Here is a 15,587-nt window from a genome sequence, read left to right as displayed (position 1 = left end):
GTAAAGGCCCCCGCCTCTTTGCGGCCGTAACGGGGCCGGGCCCGCCGCCGGTCCTCCCGGCGAAACTCCAAGGCGGCAGCCATGCGCCCCGCCCAAGGGCCCTTTCAGCACAGGGGCCCCTCTCTGGGTGGGGAGGCGCACAGCCTTCCTCTTCAGCGTCTTTCACAAAGATGATTGTACACGCACCGGCCGCCATTTGTCAAGGAAAAGGCGGCTTTTTCAGGCCATTTTCCCCGCCCGCCCAGACCGGGCACCCAAAATCGGCGAAAAGCGCCTCTTTTTTGGCGCTCACCCTGGAAAAATGGGGCCAAATCGCGTATACTGACCCTGTTTGGAAAAGCTAGAGAGAAAGGACGTGACCGGAGATGAAAATCGACTGGAAAGAGGAGGGGAAGAAGGTCCCCTTCATCGTGGCGGGGAACGCCATCCTGGCCCTGGGGGTGGTGGCCTTTATCGTGCCCGGGGGGCTGATTTCCGGCGGGGCCACCGGCCTGGCCCTGCTCATCAGCCACCTGCTGCCGGTGGACATCTCGTTGGCACTCTCGGCCCTCAACTTCGTCCTCTTCTTCGTGGGGGCGGCCTTTTTGGGGCGGCGCTTTGCCCTGTCCACCCTCCTTTCCTCGGTGCTCTACCCGCTGTTTGTCAAGCTGTTTCAGTCTGTCCCCGCCCTGACCACCTTCACCGACAACATCCTCTTGCAGACGGTGTACAGCGGGCTGCTGGTGGGGCTGGGGGTCGGCCTGGTGCTGCGGGTGGGCTCCTCCACCGGGGGGATGGACATCCCGCCGGTGATCCTCCACGAAAAGGTGGGGCTGCCCCTGGCGGGGCTGATGTACGGCTTTGACACGGTGATCCTGCTCTGCCAAATCGGCTATTCCAGCGCCGAGCAGGTGCTCTTCGGGGTGCTGGAAGTCCTCATCAGCGCCCTGGTGATGAGCCGGGTGCTGCTGCTGGGCAAGAGCCAGACCCAGGCCATGATCATCAGCCCCAAGTACCAGGAGATCAGCCAGGCCATTCAGGAACAGCTGGAGCGGGGCACCACCCTGCTGGCGGCCACCACCGGCTACCTGCTGGCCAACCAGCAGGTGGTGATGGCGGTGGTCTCCAACCGGGAACTGGCCCGGCTCAAATCGGTGGTGACCGCCATCGACCCCCAGGCCTTCATGGTGCTCAGCGAGGTGGGGGAGGTGCGGGGGCGCGGCTTCTCCTTTGAGCAGGAGCGCCGTCGCCGACCCGGACAGACCCAGTAAAAAAAGGAAGAGGCCCCCGGACGGCAGCGCTGTCCGGGGGCCCTCTCTTTTGCCTGTCGGGGACACTCATTCGACGGTGACTTCCAGGGAGTGGAGGAGGTTGACGGCCTCGGGGAAGGAGAAGCGGGCCCCCTTCATCCGGCTGGTGAGAACGTCGATCTCGTACCCCGTCGCCTCGCGGAAGTCCGCCCTCCGCAGGTCGCACTTAAAAAACTCGGTCCCCTCCAACCGGCAGCCGAAAAAGCGGCTCTCGAAGAGGTCGCACTCGCCGAAGGTGGAGCGCAGGAGGGCGCAGCTGGAAAAGTCAAACCGGCGCAGGCTCATCCCGGTGAAGGTGTTGTACCTGAGCTGGCAGTCCTCCAGGCTGCTGACCGGCTCGGCAAAGCGGCCGCTGGGCAGCAGTTCGCCCCAGTTGACCCCCACCAGGGAGGAGGCGACCCAGTCGGTGCCGCGGAGTTCCGACCCCTCGCTGCGCAGATTGGTCACCCGGCACCCCTCGAACCGGCAGCCGGAGAAGGTGCAGCCCAGCAGCCGGCAGTTTTCGGCGGCGCAGTCGCGAAAGGTGCAGTCGGCAAAGGTGCACCCCGCAAGGGTCTCCCCTTCCAGCCGCACCCCCTCGAAAAGGCGGTCTTCAAAGGAGCCGTTTTCCACCATTTTGCAATCCCTCCCCGCCCCCTCCCCGCCGCCCACGGGGCGGGGAGGAGATATGAGGGGATTATAGCACATCCCGCCCGGCGGGACAATGGGGCTGACAAGCGCGGCCGGGCACACCTTTTTCCCCACCTTCCCGTAGACTGGCGGAGGCCGCGCGGACGGCCAAACACTGCTGTGAGAGGAAGGAATGCCATGCAAAACTGCAAAAGCGATCCGGCGCAGGCCGGACTGAGGCGCTGTCTGGGGCTGCGGGAGACCATCACCCTGACGGTGGGAACGGTGATCGGGGTGGGGCTGTTCACCGTGGGGGCCAACGTGGTGGGGATGCTGGGGCCCGCCACCATCCTCGCCACCCTGGCGGCCATGCTGGTGAGCATCTACCCCGCCCTGCTCTACGCCGAGATGGGGGCCGCCCTCCCCTTTTCCGGGGGTACATATCAATACGCGTCCCTGGGGTTGGGGCGGTCCTTCGGGATGCTGGCGGGGTGGAACTTCATCATCTCCATGGTGTCGGTGGCCAGCGGCGAGGCCCTGGCCTTCAGCTTCTACCTGCGCACCCTGCTGGGGGCCCTGGGGATCGAGCTGCCCCTCTCGGACCGGTGGGTGGCCTGCATCACCCTGGCGGCCTTTTTGCTGCTGGCCGTGCGGGGGGTGGAGATGACCGGGCGGCTGCAAAACGGGTTCCTCTTTTTCTTCTGGGGGGTGGCGGCGGTCTGGGTGCTCTCCCTGCTGCCCTCCCTGACCGGCGGCGGGACGGTGGCGGTGCCCGACCCGTCCAGCCTGACCCCCAGCGGCTTTCTGGGGTGCGTCTGTCTCATCTGGTGGTGTTTTGCTGGATTTGAGACCTGCTGCGCCATGGGGGAGGAGATCCGCTACCCCCAGAAAAACCTGCCCCGGGCCCTCTTCCTGGCCCCGTTTTTGGTCTTTGCGGTCAACGGGCTGTTCCAGTGGGCACTGGTGGCCCTGGTGCCGGGGGACGCCCTGGGGCAGCTGGCCACGGCGGCCGCCCCCTACGCCGAGGGGATGCGCCTGGCCGGGGTGGTGGGCTTCCCCCTGGTGCTCCTCTGCGCGGGCATCGCCTTTGGGGGCGACTTCTCCACCCTCAACGCCGGGGTGTCGGCCCCGGCGCGCTACCTCTACACCATGGCCAGGGACGGGGCGGCCCCCGCCGTCTTCGGCAGGCTACACCCCCGCTGGCACACCCCCGCCGCGGCCGTGGTCGTCATCGGGGGGCTGATGGTTTTGCTGGTGGGCACCGGCTCCATCGCCTACATCGCCTCCCTCTCCCTCTTCGCGACCCTCTTTTACTACGTCATCGGCATCGCCGCGGCCTGCGGGCTGCGGCTGCGCAAGCCCGACCTGACCCGGCCCTACCGGGCCCCCCTGCTCTGGGTGGGGGCGCCGGTGAGCATCCTCATCTACCTGGCGATGATGACCCAGTTAGACCCCTTCGCCGCCCTGGCGGGGGCGGCCTGGTCGGCCCTGGGGCTACTGCTCTACACCCTCTGCCGCCGGGGAAGGCGGGGGACAGAGATCGCGCTGCCCCCCCTACCCCCGCCGCCGGGGCCGGAGGAGAACCGAAAGATGGACCGCTCCTTCCACCGCTGGGCCTGGGCGGTGGCGGCCGCCGCCCTGTTGGTCTTGGGGCTCAACCTGGCCCTGTTGGCCCGCTGAAATCCCGGCGGAGCGCATGAACCGCTCCCCCTTCGCATAGGAATGAAAAAATACAGGAATTTTGGGGGGAATCAAAATGGAGGGACGGCGGCTGACGGAGGGGAGCGCCTTTGGGACACTGGTGCGGTTCTCGCTCCCCTTTTTGCTGGCAAACATCCTGCAGGCCTGCTACGGGGCCTCGGACCTGTTCATGGTGGGGCGGTTTTCCGACTCGGTGGGGGTCTGCGCGGTGGCCACCGGCGGCCAGGTGATGCAGACCATCACCGGCCTCTCCATCGGCCTGACCGCGGGGGGGACGGTGCTCATCGGCCAGTACTACGGCGCCCGTCGGGGGCGGGAGGTGGCCAGCGCGGTCAAGACCATCTTCTGGGTGTTCGGGCTGCTCTCCCTGGCCCTCTGCGCCGCCACCCTGCTCTTGCTCGACCCCATCTGCAACTTGATGCAGGTGCCCGCCGAGGCCCTGGCCACCACCCGGCAGTACCTCTTTCTCTGCGCCCTGGGCATCCCCTTCATTGTAGGGTACAACGCCGTCAGCGGCATCCTGCGGGGGCTGGGGGACTCCCGCACCCCGCTGCTGCTCATCGCCCTGGCCTGTGTCATCAATGTCTCCACCGACGTGCTCTTTGTGGGGGTGATGCGCCAGGGGGCGGCCGGGGCCGCGGTCTCGACCGTCCTCGCCCAGGTGGCGAGCCTGGTGCTGGCCCTGTTCTACCTGGCCGGGCGGGGGCTGGTGCGCAAGTACCGGGGCGGCGCGCCCTGCTTCAAGCTGGTGGCGGCCAAACAGGTGCTGGCCACCGGGGCCCCCATCGCCCTGCAGGAGGGGCTGGTCAACCTCTCCTTCCTCATCATCACCGCCATCCTCAACGGGCTGGGGCTGGTGGCGGCGGCCGCCGTGGGGGTGGTGGAGAAGCTGATCGCCTTCTCCATGCTGCCCACCACCGCCTTTGCCGCCGCCCTCTCGGCCATGACCGCCCAGCACCGGGGCGCGGGGATGATGGGGCGGGCCAAGCGCTGCCTCAAGATGGCCATCGCCCTCTCGCTGGTGTTCGGGGCGGGCTGCTTTCTGGCCGCCCAGTTACAGGCCCCGGCCCTGGTGGGGCTCTTCACTGGCGACCCCCGGGTGGTGGCGGCGGGGAGCGGCTACCTGCGGGCCTACAGCGCCGACTGCATGGCCGTCTGCTTCGTCTTCTGCATGAACGCCTTTTTGAGCGGGGGCGGGCACCCGGTCTTCCCCCTGGTGCACAGCCTGCTCTCCACCTTTCTGGTGCGCATCCCCCTCTCCTTCTTCTTCTCCCGCAGCGGCAGGGGGAGCCTCACGCCGGTGGGCTTTGCCGCACCCCTGGCCACCCTCTTCTCCCTGCTGCTCTGCCTGTGGTACATGAAAAAGGTCGCGTCTAGCGGTTTGGAAGGAGGGTCTGCAGCCGCACCAAGTCGCGGATAAAGGACTGGTTGGTGTGGGGTCCCGCCAGGGCCTCCACCGCCCGCTGGAGCCGAAGGGCCTTCGCCCTTCGGCTCCTATTCTGTTTGGCGTAGGCGGCGAAGTGGGGCAGGGACCGCTCCACCCGGCTGCGGTAGAGGGCGGGGGAGGCCGGGGCGACGGAGAGGGTGGCGACAAGGGTCTGCAAAGCCGGCAGGTCCCGGTAGAGGGGGGCCAGCTTTCTGCCCAGCCGGGACTGCTCGAGGGAGAGGAGGGTGATGTCGAAGATGAGGAAGGTGAGCATGGCCTCCAACAGGGGCGGCACCGCCCCTTCAGCCACCCCATGCAGGGCGGCGGGGCTGCCCAGCAGGGCCGCCGCCAACAGGTTGCCCGAGAGCTTGAAGCCGGTGGCCAGCAGGCAGAGCAGCCCCATCCCGAAATAGAGGGCGGGCCGGTTGCGCAGGAGCAGGTGCAAAAAGAGCACCCAGAGCAAAAAGAGGAGGTAGCGGCAGGCATAGGTCAGGTTGTCGGGGAGCTGGGCCACCCGCTGGCAGTACTCCGCCAACCCGGCGAGGCCGGTCCCCTCCTCCCGCAGGTACTCGAGGTAGGGCTGGTTTTGGCAGAGGAGGTAGGCCATCTCCTCCGCCCGCTGGGCGTACCGGCGGCAGAGTTCGGCCTGGGACACCGGCGGCGCAAGTCCCAGGGGGGAAAGCAGGTCCAGGGGCACCCCAAAGCGCGCCTGGCTCTCCTCGCTGAAATAGGGGTTTTGCTCAAACTCTCCCCCGCTGGCGTAGAGGGCCAGCAGCCGGGGGCTGCTCTCTACCCGGCGGGCCAGGGCCGGGCCGGCCCAGCCCGAGAGGGCCAGGGCCAGCCAGAAGGCCAGGGCCGCCGCCAGTGCCTTTCCCAACCGCTTCATCCCCATCTCTCCCCTCCCGCGCCGCCGGACACGGCGCTTTTTAGTAGAGTATGGGGCGAGCGGGGGCAAAATAGTCCCCTTTTCACAGACCGCATCCCGCCGCAAAAAAGGGCCCCCGCACCGGTGTGTTCCGGTGCGGGGGCCCTTTTTCTGTCTCTTCGGCGGCCCCTTAGCGGCCGATGGCGGCGAGGATCTCCTCCCGGCGGGAGAGATCGCAGGCCCGCACCTGCCGGCGCACCGCCAGCACCCGGCCCGGGGAGACCGAGAGCTCGTCGACCCCCAGGGCCAAAAAGGTCTCGGTGAGAGAAAGGTCGGCCCCCAGCTCCCCGCAGACGCCCACCCAGATGCCCGCCTGGTGGGCGCTCTCCACCACCCGGCGGATCAGCCGCAGGATGGCCTTGTGGTGGGGGTCGTAGAGGGACTCCAACTGGGCGTTCTGCCGGTCGATGGCCAGGGTGTACTGGGTGAGGTCGTTGGTGCCGATGCTGAAAAAGTCGACCTCCTGCGCCAACTCGTCGGCGATCATGGCGGCAGCCGGGGTCTCGATCATGATGCCCAGGGGGATCCCCTCGTCGAACTTGACGCCCTGTTCCCGCAACTCGGCTTTGAGGCCGTCGAGGAGGGCCTTGACCCGGCGCACCTCCTCCACCGAGATGACCATGGGGACCATGATGGCCAGGTTGCCGAAGGCGGAGGCGCAGAGGATGGCCCGCAGCTGGGTCTTGAACATCTCCTCCCGGTCGAGGCAGAGGCGGATGGCCCGGTACCCCAGGGCGGGGTTTTCCTCTTGGGGGAGATGGAAGTAACCGATCTGCTTGTCGGCGCCGATGTCCAGGGTGCGGATGATGACCCGCCGCCCGGCGAGGATCTCGCCCGCGGCCTTGTAGGCGGCAAACTGCTCCCCCTCGGTGGGGTAATCGCTGTTTTCCAGGTAGAGGAACTCGCTGCGAAAGAGCCCCACCCCGCCGGCGTCGCTCTGCAGGGCCAGCCCCACATCGGCGACGCTGCCCACGTTGGCAAATACGTCGATGTGCTGGCCGTCTTTGGTGACGTTTTCCTGCCCCCGCAGGGATTGCAGCAGCGCCTCGGCCTCCTCGTCCTCCCGCTGCTTTTGGCGCAGGGCGGCCAGGGTCTGCTCGTCGGGGTCCACCACCAGCTCGCCGGCGGCGCCGTCCACCGCGCAGAGGGCCCCGTCGTAGCGGCGGTCGAGCCCCGCCCCCAGGCCGATGACGGCGGGGATCTGCATGGTCCGGGCGAGGATGGCGGTGTGGGAGTTGGAGGAGCCCTCGGCGGTGGCGAAGGCCAGCACCTTCCCCTTGTCCAACTGCACCGTCTCGCTGGGGGTCAGGTCCCTGGCGGCGACGATGACCGGCTCCTCCCCGCCGATGAGGGCGTCGCCCTGGCCGGCGAGCACCCGCAGCAGCCGGTCGGAGACGTCCTTCACGTCGGCGGCCCGGGCGCGCATGTACTCGTCGTCCATCTCGGAAAACATCTGGGAGAAGTTCTCCCCGGTGGCGGCCACGGCGTACTCGGCGTTGACCTTTTGGCGCTGAATGATGTCGGCGATGGACTCGCGGTAGTCCAGGTCCTCGAGCATCATCTGGTGGATTTCAAAAATTTGGGCGCCCGACTCCCCCACCTCGCCCACAGCCCGGTCGCGCAGCGCGCCCAACTGCTGGGCCGCCGTCTGGGCCGCCGCCTCAAACCGGGCGAGCTCGGCCGCCGCGTCCGCAACGTGGCGGCGCTCCACCTGTTGGCGCCGGTTTTCGTAGAAGTGGAGCCGCCCGATGGCGACGCCGCCCGAGACGCCCTTTCCTTTGATGCGAATCACAGAGACCGCCCCTTTCTGTCCGCTAGAGATGTTCCGCCAAAAAGGCCTCCAGGGCCTTTGCCGCCTCGGCCTCGCCCTCGCCGTCGCAGGAGACGGTGATGGTCTCGCCCTGTTTGGCGGCCAGGCTCATGACGGCGAAGATGCGCTTGGCGTCGGCGGTCTTCTCCCCCTTTTGCAGGGTGATGGCGCAGGGGAACCCGGCCGCCTGTTTGACCAGCAGGCCCGCGGGGCGGGCGTGGATGCCGGACGCGTCGGTGATGGTGTAGGTGAATGTAGTCACGATCGATTCCTCCTTGTTTGGATGGTGGGTGGTCGTCGGGGGGTCAGTCCTCCCCGACGGGTTTCTTTAACAGGGCCAGCAGGAGCGTGCTCACCGCCGAGCCGATGGCCAGGGCCAGCAGGTACATGGGCCAGTTGTGCACCACCGGGATGACGAAGATGCCGCCGTGGGGGGCCGGCAGGGTGCAGCCGAAGAACATGCTCAGGCCGCCCGCCACCGCCGAGCCGATGGCGCAGGCGGGGATGACCCGCAGCGGGTCGGCCGCCGCAAAGGGGATGGCCCCCTCGGTGATGAAGGAGAGCCCCATGATGTAGTTGGTGAGACCGGACTGGCGCTCTTTGGCGGTGAAGCGGTTTTTAAAGAAGGTGGAGCAGAGGGCGATGGCCAGAGGGGGCACCATGCCGCCGATCATCACCGCCGCCATCGGCCCGGAGGAGATGGAGGCGCCGCTGGCCGTCAGCAGGGAGGCGGTGCCGAAGACATAGGCCGCCTTGTTGAAGGGGCCGCCCATGTCGATGGCCATCATGGCGGCCAGCACCACCCCCAACAGGATGCCGCTGGCCTCGCCCATGTTGATGAGGCCGTTTGAGATGGCGGCGTTGAGGGCGCTCACCGGCGGGTTGACCACAAAGGTGATGACAGCGCCGATGCCGAGGATGCCGAAGAAGGGGTAGAGGAGCACCGGCTTGAGCCCCTCCAGCGAGGCGGGGAGTTTGTCGCAGAGCCATTTGAGGAGAAGCACCAGGTAGCCCGCGGCAAAGCCGGCGATCAGCGCCCCCAAGAAGCCCGAGCCCCCGGCGCTGGCCAGGGCGCCGCCCACAAAGCCCACGGCCAGCCCCGGCCGGTCGGCGATGGAGGAGGCGATGTAGCCCGCCAGGATGGGCAGCATGAAGCCGAAGGCCGCCTCCCCCACCGTCTTGAGGAAGTTTGCGAGCTGGGAATTCTTGCCGAAGTTGGCCGGGTCGGCCCCGGGGGCGAGGAGGGTGTCGGCCAAAAAGGCCAGGGCGATGAGGATGCCGCCGCCGATGACGAAGGGCAGCATGTGGGAGACGCCGTTCATCAGGTGCTTGTAGATGGCGTGGCCCGCCCCCTCCCCGCCCTGGGACCGGGAGGGCTGCTGACTGCCGCCCTGGGCGCGGTAGAGGGGGGCCTTTTCCTCCAGCACCGCGGCGATGAGTTCGCCCGGCTTGGAGATGCCGTCGGCCACCCTGGTCTGCACCACCCGCTTGCCGTCAAAGCGCTCCATCGCCACCTGGGTGTCGGCGGCGACGATGACCCCCTTGGCCCCGGCGATCTCCTCGGGGGTGAGGACGTTTTTCGCCCCCCCGGAGCCGTTGGTCTCCACCTTGATGGAGACGCCCAGCTCGGCGGCCTTCTGCTCCAGCCCCTCGGCCGCCATATAGGTGTGGGCGATGCCGGTGGGGCAGGCGGTGACCGCCACGATCTGGTAGCCGGCGGCGGGGGCGGGCGACGGGGCTTCCCCCTCCGCCTTCTCCTCGTCGGCCTCGTCGATGATGCGCAAAAACTCCGCCGGGGTGGGGGCGGCGATCAGCTTTTGGCGGAACCCCTCGTCCATCAGGAGGACCGAGAGACGGCCCAGCAGGTCCAGGTGGAAGTTCTTGGCCTCCTCCGGGGCGGCGATCATGAAAAACAGGTGGGTGGGCTCCCCGTCGAGGGAGTCGTAGTTCACCCCGTCCCTGGAGACCGCCGCCACCAGGGCCGCCCGCTTGACGGCGGCCACCTTGGCGTGGGGGATGGCCACCCCCTCGCCGATGCCGGTGGTCCCCTCCTCCTCGCGGGCCAGGATCTGGGCCTTATAGGCGGCCTTGTCGGCAAGGACCCCCAGACTGTCCATCCGCTCTACCAGCTCGTCGACGGCCTGGGCCTTGTCGGCGGCCTGAAAGTGCAGCGCGACCCCCTGCTCGCTGAGCAATTCGGTGATTCGCATATCTTCCCTACTCCTCTCTCAAAGGGGGGCGACCCCTCTTAAAACGATTCGATCCGCACCTGGGACGCCAGGCGCTCGGCCTCGGCCCCGGTGGCCAGGGTCTCGGAAAAGGCGGTGGCGCTGCCCGCGCCGACGGCCAGGGCGAAGGCGCGCCTGACGTCGCCCCCGCTTGCCAGCCAGCCGGCTAAAAACCCGGCCACCATCGAGTCCCCCGCCCCCACCGAGCCCTTGACCCGGCCCTGGGGGGCGGCGGCCCGAAAGCGGGCGCCCCCCTCGCTCACCAGGATGGCGCCGTCCCCCGCCATGGAGACGAGGACGTTTTGCGCCCCCCGCCGGCGCAGCTGCTCGGCGCAGGAGGCGATCTCCTCCGCCCCCGCCAGGGGCCTGCCGAAGATCTCGCCCAGCTCGTGGTTGTTGGGCTTGATGAGGAAGGGCCGGTAGGGCAGGGTCTCGCAGAGGAGGTCGCCGGTGGCGTCCACCGCGGCGCGGATCCCCCGGCCCTGAAGCCGCTTGAGGATGTTCTGGTAAATATCGTCCGGCAGGACGGCGGGGATGCTGCCGGCCAGCACCAGGATGTCGCCCTCCTCCAGCTCGTCGAGGATGGCGTAGAGCCCCTCCAGCGCCTCGGGCCCGATCGGGGGGCCGAGGCCGTTGATCTCGCTCTCCTCCTCCGCCCGGACCTTGACGTTGATGCGGGAGAGGCCCGCGGGCAGGTGAATAAAGCGGGTGGCGCAGCGGCGGGCTTTCAGCCGGCGCTCGATCTCGTCGCCGGTGAAGCCGGAGACAAAGCCCAGGGCGGTGCTGGGGTAGCCCAGGTTTTGCAGCACCATCGAGACGTTGAGCCCCTTGCCCCCGGCGGCGAGGGTCTCGCCTGCCGCCCGGTTGACCCGGCCCAGCTCCAGCTTTTCGAGGGAGAGGGTGTAGTCCAGCGAGGGGTTGAAGGTAACGGTGTAAATCACAGGGTATCTACCTCCCAAACGGTGGTTTTCTCGGCATATCTCCTGTCGCCGAGGCGGGTGGTGACGATGGCGGCGTCGCCCAAATCGGCAAAGGTCACCGAGGAGAGCTTGCCGAACTTGCTGGGGTCGGCCAGCACAAAGGCCTCGCCGCAGTGCAGGAGGGCGGCCTCCTTGACCTGGGCCTCCCGCAGGTCGGGGGTGGAGAAGCCCCCCTGCAGTCCGATGCCGTTGGCCCCAAAAAAGCCCTTGGTGAAGTGGTAGCGGCCCAGGGCGGCCAGCGCCTCGCCGCCGACGATGCCGTCGGTCACGGCCCGCACCTCGCCCCCCAAGAGGACGGTGCGGCAGCCCTTTTGGGCCAGCTTTTGCGCGTGCACCACCCCGTTGGTGACGTAGACGGCCTCCCGCACCTGCAGGGCGTCCACCAGCATTTCGGTGGTGGTGCCCGCGTCGATGTAGCAGAAGTCGCTCCCGCCGATGAGCCCGGCGGCATAGGCGGCGATCCGCCGCTTCTCCCCGGTGTTCTGCCCGTGGCGGACGCTGACCTCGTCCTCGCTGGCGACATAGCTGTTTTCCAGCGCCGTGGCCCCCCCGTGCACCTTGATGAGTTTGCCCATCCTGTGCAGGGCGGTCAGGTCCCGGCGGATGGTGGACTCCGAACTCCCCAGCAGGGCGGTCAACTCGGCCACCGTGGCGCTGCCCCGCTGGGCCACCCACTGCAAGATCTCCCGGTAGCGCTCTTCCGTCAGCATCTCATTCCTCCCCCTTCTGTCGGGGCTTCCCCCGCTCTGTGCCCCCATCATATCACCAATATCAATCATATTCAATCATTTTTAATCAAATAATTATTGCATTTCTGACTGAATATGACTGTTTGATTTTGTGAAATCTGCTCGACCTTCCCCTTTTTCCAGTCCTATAGGGGCTGAACGCCGTCGTGAAGGGATGACTGATTTTGATCGCTTGTGAGAGAATGGTTGGATTTGACCGAATCCGCCAGGGATGTTTTTTGAAAAGACGCCTGTTGGAACGTTTCCCCTTCCGGGCGGGTTTTATACAGAGAGGGAGAGCGGGCCCCGGCATCCAAGTGTGCCAGGGCCCGCTCTCTTTCTCTGCGCCGGGCGGCGTTATTCTTTTTTGGCGAGATAGGCTTTGAGGGCGAGGCCCAAGAAGCGGGCGCACCCCTCTTTGCCAAAGTGGCGGTCGGTGCCCTCGATATAGGCGGGGTTTGTCAGGTAGCACTCGGCCAAAAAGGGCCAGTACCCATCGCCCATGTCAGTGCCGCCGCTGGTGCGCTCACCCATGGCGACCCACTCGGCGACGGCCGCCTGCACCTCGGGCGAGGCGGGGTCTGCCTGCAAGTCACTCAGGATGCGGTGGGCGATGGCGTCCCCCTGGGCGACCAGCTCATCCACCTGGGAGGGCTCGACCGAGGGGCCGTTTTCCAGGTAGTTTTGAAAGGTCTCCCTCATGGCGGCCGCATATCTCTCCATGCTGCCGTACTGCCGAAGCACCAGCGGGGCGATGTCCCCGCTGTGGGCTTTCAGCTCATCGAGCATCTCGTCGAAGGACGCGACGCTGCCGAAGCGCTCGACGATCCTCTCCAGATGGGTCTCCTTGAATTCCGCCAACACGCGGAAGTACTCGCTCATGTCAAATTTGTCAAAGTCCAACCATGTCTCCCCCTTTGCCAGCCTGTCCAAAAGCTCCAACAGGCCGTTGAGCCGGTCCCGCTTCATCTCGATGAGCTGCCGCTGTTTGGCGAAGGCGGCCGCCCGGTCAAAGGCGGGGTCCGCCAGAATGGCCTGGATCTCCCGCAGGGTGAAGTCCAGCTCCTTGAAAAACAGGATCTGCTGCAAGGTCTCCAGCGCGGCCTCGTCGTAGAGGCGGTAGCCGGCCTCGCTGGTGGCGGTCGGTTTGAACAGGCCGATCTCGTCGTAAAATTGCAGGGTGCGCACGCTAACGCCGGTCAGCGAGGCGACCTGTTTGACGGTCATCACAGCTTGTGCTCCCTCCCTTTTTGTCGTGGTGGATGTTCGTTCTGCCGGCAGAGGGGGCGGCGGGGACCGCTGCCCTCTACGACTACTATACCCCCTCACGGTGCGTGAGGGTCAAGGGGGGAAATGGACTTTTTAAAAAAATTTCAGGCCCTACTGCAGGGCCATCAGCCCCGCGGCCAGTTCCTTGAAGATGGGGGCGGCCACAAAGCTGCCCTCGCCGCCGTTCTCGCAGAAGACCACCACCGTGTAGCGGGGGTTTTCCGCGGGGAAAAAGCCGGAGAAGTAGGCGTTGAGCTGCTCTTCCCCGTCCACAAAGACGCCGGTCTGGGCGGTGGCGGTCTTGCCGGCAATGGAGAGCCCCTCCACCTTGGCGCGGGTGCCGGTGCCGCCCTCCTCGGTCACCTGGAGCATGGCCTCCTTGACGGCGGCGGCGGTTTTCTCTGAAATCACCTGCCGGGCGGCGGCCGGCGCCTCGGCCCGCAGCTGGCCGTCCTGGTAGGTGCCGCGCAGCAGGGTGGGCTGCCGGTAGACGCCGTTTTGGGCAAAGACGTTGACCATGGCCGCCAACTGCACCGGGGTGGCCAGCAGTTTGCCCTGGCCGAAGGAGAAGTTCTCCATGTCCCCCTGCAGCAGCTGCTGGGCGGTGGGCAGGTTGCCGGCCGCAGCGGAGAGGCCGTCACAGAAGACCGTCTTTTTGCCAAACCCCATGTCCTTGGCCAGGGAGAGGAGGAACTCGTCCCCCATCTGCTGGGAGAGCTGGACAAAATAGCAGTTGCAGGACTTTTCAATGGCCCCGGCCATGTCCAGCTCGCCGTGGCCCTGCAGCTTGTGGCAGCGGTAGACGGTGTCCCCCACCGTCACCTGGCCATTGCAGGTAAAGCGGGTGTCGGGGGAGATGCCGCTCTCCACGGCGGCGGAGGCGGTGACCAGCTTGAAGGTCGAACCCACGGCGTAGGCCTCAAAGGCCTTGTTGACCAGGGGGGAGTGGGGGGCGTTCAGGCTGGCGGCCACGTTGGCCGGGTCGTAGGCGGGGAAGCTGGCGCAGCCCCGGATCTCGCCCGAGGCGCTGTCGAGAACGACGATGGCCCCCGACTCGATGGAGCGGTTCCCCACCTCCTCGCAGAGGGATTGGACGCGGCTGTCCAGCGTCAGCACCGGGCCGCGGTTGAGGTCGGGGTCGGACTCGCCGGTGATCTCCCCCGAGAGGAGGGGGGAGCCGGTGGCATCCACCCCAAAGGAGAGGGAGCGCTCGCCGCCCAGCTCCTCCAACTGGCTGTTGAGGGCCTTTTGCAGCCCCACTACGCCGCCGCTTTCATCGGTGTAGCCGATGATGTGGGGGGCCAACTGCCCCTCCCCCACCGGCTTTTGGTAGCGCACAGTGTAGCCCCCGGAAAAGTTGAGGGGCCCGGTGAGGCGGACCGAAAAGATTTTCCCTTTGGCCGCCATCTCCAGGGCGTAGTCCCGGTCGTCGGGGACGATTTTTTGCAGGATGGACTTGACCTGGCCAAAGTTCTTGGTCACCACCAGCTTGTACCCGGTCTCGGCGTTGGTGAGCCGCTGCAGATTGCAGTCGAAGATGGTCCCCCGGTTCTGGGAGATGACCACCCGCCGGGTGGACTGGCTGCGGGCGGCCGAGACGATCTCCTCGTCCCGACCGAGGGCGTAGATGCGCACCCCCAGCAGCACCGACACGGCCGCCAGCACCAGGGCCACCACCCGGGTGCGCCTTTGCAGTTTGGTTCGCTTTTCCCTCACGCGGCGCATAAAAAGACCGCCTCCCCTGTTTTTTCCTTAGTATGGGCGGCGGGGCGGGAGGATAAACCCGAAAGCACATCTCCATTTTTCTGTGACAAAAGCACGGGAGGACCAATTTTTTGCACCATTTCACCAGTGGACTGAAGTGTTTGCCCAAATCACTCGCGAAAATTGCTCTTTATCGACGGGCCGATCTGCGCGATTGTAGACTTGTACACCGAGAGGAAAGGAGCGGTCTTGCAATGGCGTTTACAATCAGGGCAATTGGGTACAAAGGGGCCGACATCGGCCTGACCACCCGCTTCCCCGCCGCCCTCTACGACCGGCTCTGCGCCCTCAAAAAGCGCACCGGCGTCTCCCTCAACTCCCTCCTCCTGCAAGCCGTCGAATACGCCCTGGACCACCTGCCGGAGGAGGACCCGCCGCACCCGCCGTGACGGGCCAAAAAAGCCGCCCCACAAAGGGCGGCTTTTTTCTGCCTGCGGCCGTTCCGCTGTCGGCGTGCTTGAGGAATTCGAGGAAGGCAAAGACGATGGAGACCACGGTGAGGACGGCGACGATCAATTCAGACATGTTGTTGGCGTACTCGGCCTGCCCGGGGGACACCGCCCCCAGCACCAAAAAGTAAACGCACCAGATGAGTCCCAGCGCCAGCCCGAGAAAGGTGAGGTATTTGGCCACCCGGGCCGCCCGGGCCAGCACCTTTCGGGCCTGCGTCACCTGCTGCTGGGAATACCCTTTCTTGCGGCAGATGGCCTTGATCGCCCCTCCCAAAAAGCCCAGCACGATCCCGGCCGACACGGCGAGGCAGAACTGATAGAAGATGCCCATCCCCATTCCCCCTTCTCCCCGCCGGTCACACCGGCTTTTTTTCGATTGTAGCCCCCGCCCGGGCAAATGTCAAAT

14 protein-coding genes are annotated in these 15,587 nt (G+C 66.7%); 4 read left to right on the top strand and 10 right to left on the bottom strand.

Going from position 1 to position 15,587, the window contains the following annotated elements:
• The first annotated feature begins 365 nt into the window (after positions 1 to 365).
• The gene (locus tag KQI11_RS12285; RefSeq protein WP_216402327.1) at positions 366 to 1,250 is read left to right on the top strand and encodes a YitT family protein; all 885 of its coding nucleotides are present in this window, start codon (positions 366 to 368) and stop codon (positions 1,248 to 1,250) included.
• Between the two features lie 66 nt (positions 1,251 to 1,316).
• On the opposite strand, the gene KQI11_RS12280 is transcribed toward KQI11_RS12285, so the two are convergent.
• Positions 1,317 to 1,904 (bottom strand): pentapeptide repeat-containing protein, encoded by a 588-nt coding sequence (locus KQI11_RS12280; protein ID WP_216402326.1) that lies wholly within the window; start codon positions 1,902 to 1,904, stop codon positions 1,317 to 1,319.
• Positions 1,905 to 2,096: 192 nt separating this feature from the next.
• On the opposite strand from KQI11_RS12280, the gene KQI11_RS12275 reads away from it, so the two are divergent.
• Both KQI11_RS12275 and KQI11_RS12270 read left to right on the top strand, forming a co-directional pair.
• Positions 2,097 to 3,578 carry an APC family permease gene (locus KQI11_RS12275; protein WP_216402325.1) on the top strand — a complete coding sequence of 494 codons (1,482 nt, stop codon included), beginning with the start codon at positions 2,097 to 2,099 and terminating at the stop codon, positions 3,576 to 3,578.
• Positions 3,579 to 3,654: 76 nt separating this feature from the next.
• The gene (locus KQI11_RS12270; RefSeq protein ID WP_216402324.1) at positions 3,655 to 5,019 is read left to right on the top strand and encodes an MATE family efflux transporter; all 1,365 of its coding nucleotides are present in this window, start codon (positions 3,655 to 3,657) and stop codon (positions 5,017 to 5,019) included.
• On the opposite strand, the gene KQI11_RS12265 is transcribed toward KQI11_RS12270, so the two are convergent.
• From KQI11_RS12265 to KQI11_RS12230, 8 genes are all read right to left on the bottom strand, one after another.
• Complete coding sequence (locus KQI11_RS12265) at positions 4,973 to 5,911, bottom strand: hypothetical protein (protein ID WP_216402323.1); 939 nt, start codon at positions 5,909 to 5,911, stop codon at positions 4,973 to 4,975. The genes KQI11_RS12270 and KQI11_RS12265 overlap by 47 nt on opposite strands.
• A 169-nt stretch (positions 5,912 to 6,080) precedes the next feature.
• Complete coding sequence (gene ptsP / locus KQI11_RS12260; RefSeq protein ID WP_216402322.1) at positions 6,081 to 7,742, bottom strand: phosphoenolpyruvate--protein phosphotransferase; 1,662 nt, start codon at positions 7,740 to 7,742, stop codon at positions 6,081 to 6,083.
• Positions 7,743 to 7,764: 22 nt separating this feature from the next.
• Positions 7,765 to 8,022 (bottom strand): HPr family phosphocarrier protein, encoded by a 258-nt coding sequence (locus KQI11_RS12255; protein WP_216402321.1) that lies wholly within the window; start codon positions 8,020 to 8,022, stop codon positions 7,765 to 7,767.
• 43 nt (positions 8,023 to 8,065) lie between these two features.
• Entirely contained in the window at positions 8,066 to 9,970 is a 1,905-nt protein-coding gene (locus KQI11_RS12250) for a PTS fructose transporter subunit IIABC (protein ID WP_216402320.1), read from the bottom strand.
• Positions 9,971 to 10,008: 38 nt separating this feature from the next.
• Positions 10,009 to 10,929, bottom strand: a complete 921-nt coding sequence (pfkB, locus tag KQI11_RS12245) for a 1-phosphofructokinase (protein ID WP_216402319.1) — start codon at positions 10,927 to 10,929, stop codon at positions 10,009 to 10,011.
• Positions 10,926 to 11,678, bottom strand: coding sequence for a DeoR/GlpR family DNA-binding transcription regulator (locus KQI11_RS12240; RefSeq protein WP_216402318.1), 753 nt, complete (start codon positions 11,676 to 11,678; stop codon positions 10,926 to 10,928). The genes pfkB and KQI11_RS12240 overlap by 4 nt, the downstream gene beginning before the upstream one ends.
• A gap of 375 nt (positions 11,679 to 12,053) precedes the next feature.
• Complete coding sequence (locus tag KQI11_RS12235; RefSeq protein WP_286172778.1) at positions 12,054 to 12,923, bottom strand: MerR family transcriptional regulator; 870 nt, start codon at positions 12,921 to 12,923, stop codon at positions 12,054 to 12,056.
• A 153-nt stretch (positions 12,924 to 13,076) separates the two neighbouring features.
• Positions 13,077 to 14,690, bottom strand: a complete 1,614-nt coding sequence (locus KQI11_RS12230; RefSeq protein ID WP_216402316.1) for a peptidoglycan D,D-transpeptidase FtsI family protein — start codon at positions 14,688 to 14,690, stop codon at positions 13,077 to 13,079.
• Between the two features lie 233 nt (positions 14,691 to 14,923).
• On the opposite strand from KQI11_RS12230, the gene KQI11_RS12225 reads away from it, so the two are divergent.
• Positions 14,924 to 15,118: a YlcI/YnfO family protein gene (locus KQI11_RS12225; protein WP_216402315.1), complete on the top strand. Its 195-nt coding sequence runs from the start codon at positions 14,924 to 14,926 to the stop codon at positions 15,116 to 15,118.
• On the opposite strand, the gene KQI11_RS12220 is transcribed toward KQI11_RS12225, so the two are convergent.
• A complete protein-coding gene (locus KQI11_RS12220) occupies positions 15,042 to 15,512 on the bottom strand; it encodes a transporter (RefSeq protein ID WP_286172772.1) in 471 nt (156 codons plus the stop codon). The genes KQI11_RS12225 and KQI11_RS12220 overlap by 77 nt on opposite strands.
• Positions 15,513 to 15,587: the final 75 nt, after the last annotated feature.

The sequence above is a fragment of the Acetanaerobacterium sp. MSJ-12 genome (assembly GCF_018917875.1).
Classification (GTDB): Bacteria; Bacillota; Clostridia; order Oscillospirales; family Ruminococcaceae; genus Bittarella; species Bittarella massiliensis.
Note: the sequence above shows the minus strand (reverse complement) of the source record. Positions and strands in the feature narration are given on the sequence as shown.

Excerpts from the sequence above, each read along its gene's own strand:
- KQI11_RS12285 (WP_216402327.1), top strand. The coding sequence starts at position 366 with ATGAAAATCGACTGGAAAGAGGAGGGGAAGAAGGTCCCCTTCATCGTG.
- KQI11_RS12280 (WP_216402326.1), bottom strand. The coding sequence starts at position 1,904 with ATGGTGGAAAACGGCTCCTTTGAAGACCGCCTTTTCGAGGGGGTGCGG.
- KQI11_RS12275 (WP_216402325.1), top strand. The coding sequence starts at position 2,097 with ATGCAAAACTGCAAAAGCGATCCGGCGCAGGCCGGACTGAGGCGCTGT.
- KQI11_RS12270 (WP_216402324.1), top strand. The coding sequence starts at position 3,655 with ATGGAGGGACGGCGGCTGACGGAGGGGAGCGCCTTTGGGACACTGGTG.
- KQI11_RS12265 (WP_216402323.1), bottom strand. The coding sequence starts at position 5,911 with ATGAAGCGGTTGGGAAAGGCACTGGCGGCGGCCCTGGCCTTCTGGCTG.
- KQI11_RS12250 (WP_216402320.1), bottom strand. The coding sequence starts at position 9,970 with ATGCGAATCACCGAATTGCTCAGCGAGCAGGGGGTCGCGCTGCACTTT.
- KQI11_RS12240 (WP_216402318.1), bottom strand. The coding sequence starts at position 11,678 with ATGCTGACGGAAGAGCGCTACCGGGAGATCTTGCAGTGGGTGGCCCAG.
- KQI11_RS12235 (WP_286172778.1), bottom strand. The coding sequence starts at position 12,923 with ATGACCGTCAAACAGGTCGCCTCGCTGACCGGCGTTAGCGTGCGCACC.
- KQI11_RS12230 (WP_216402316.1), bottom strand. The coding sequence starts at position 14,690 with ATGCGCCGCGTGAGGGAAAAGCGAACCAAACTGCAAAGGCGCACCCGG.
- KQI11_RS12225 (WP_216402315.1), top strand. The coding sequence starts at position 14,924 with ATGGCGTTTACAATCAGGGCAATTGGGTACAAAGGGGCCGACATCGGC.
- KQI11_RS12220 (WP_286172772.1), bottom strand. The coding sequence starts at position 15,512 with ATGGGCATCTTCTATCAGTTCTGCCTCGCCGTGTCGGCCGGGATCGTG.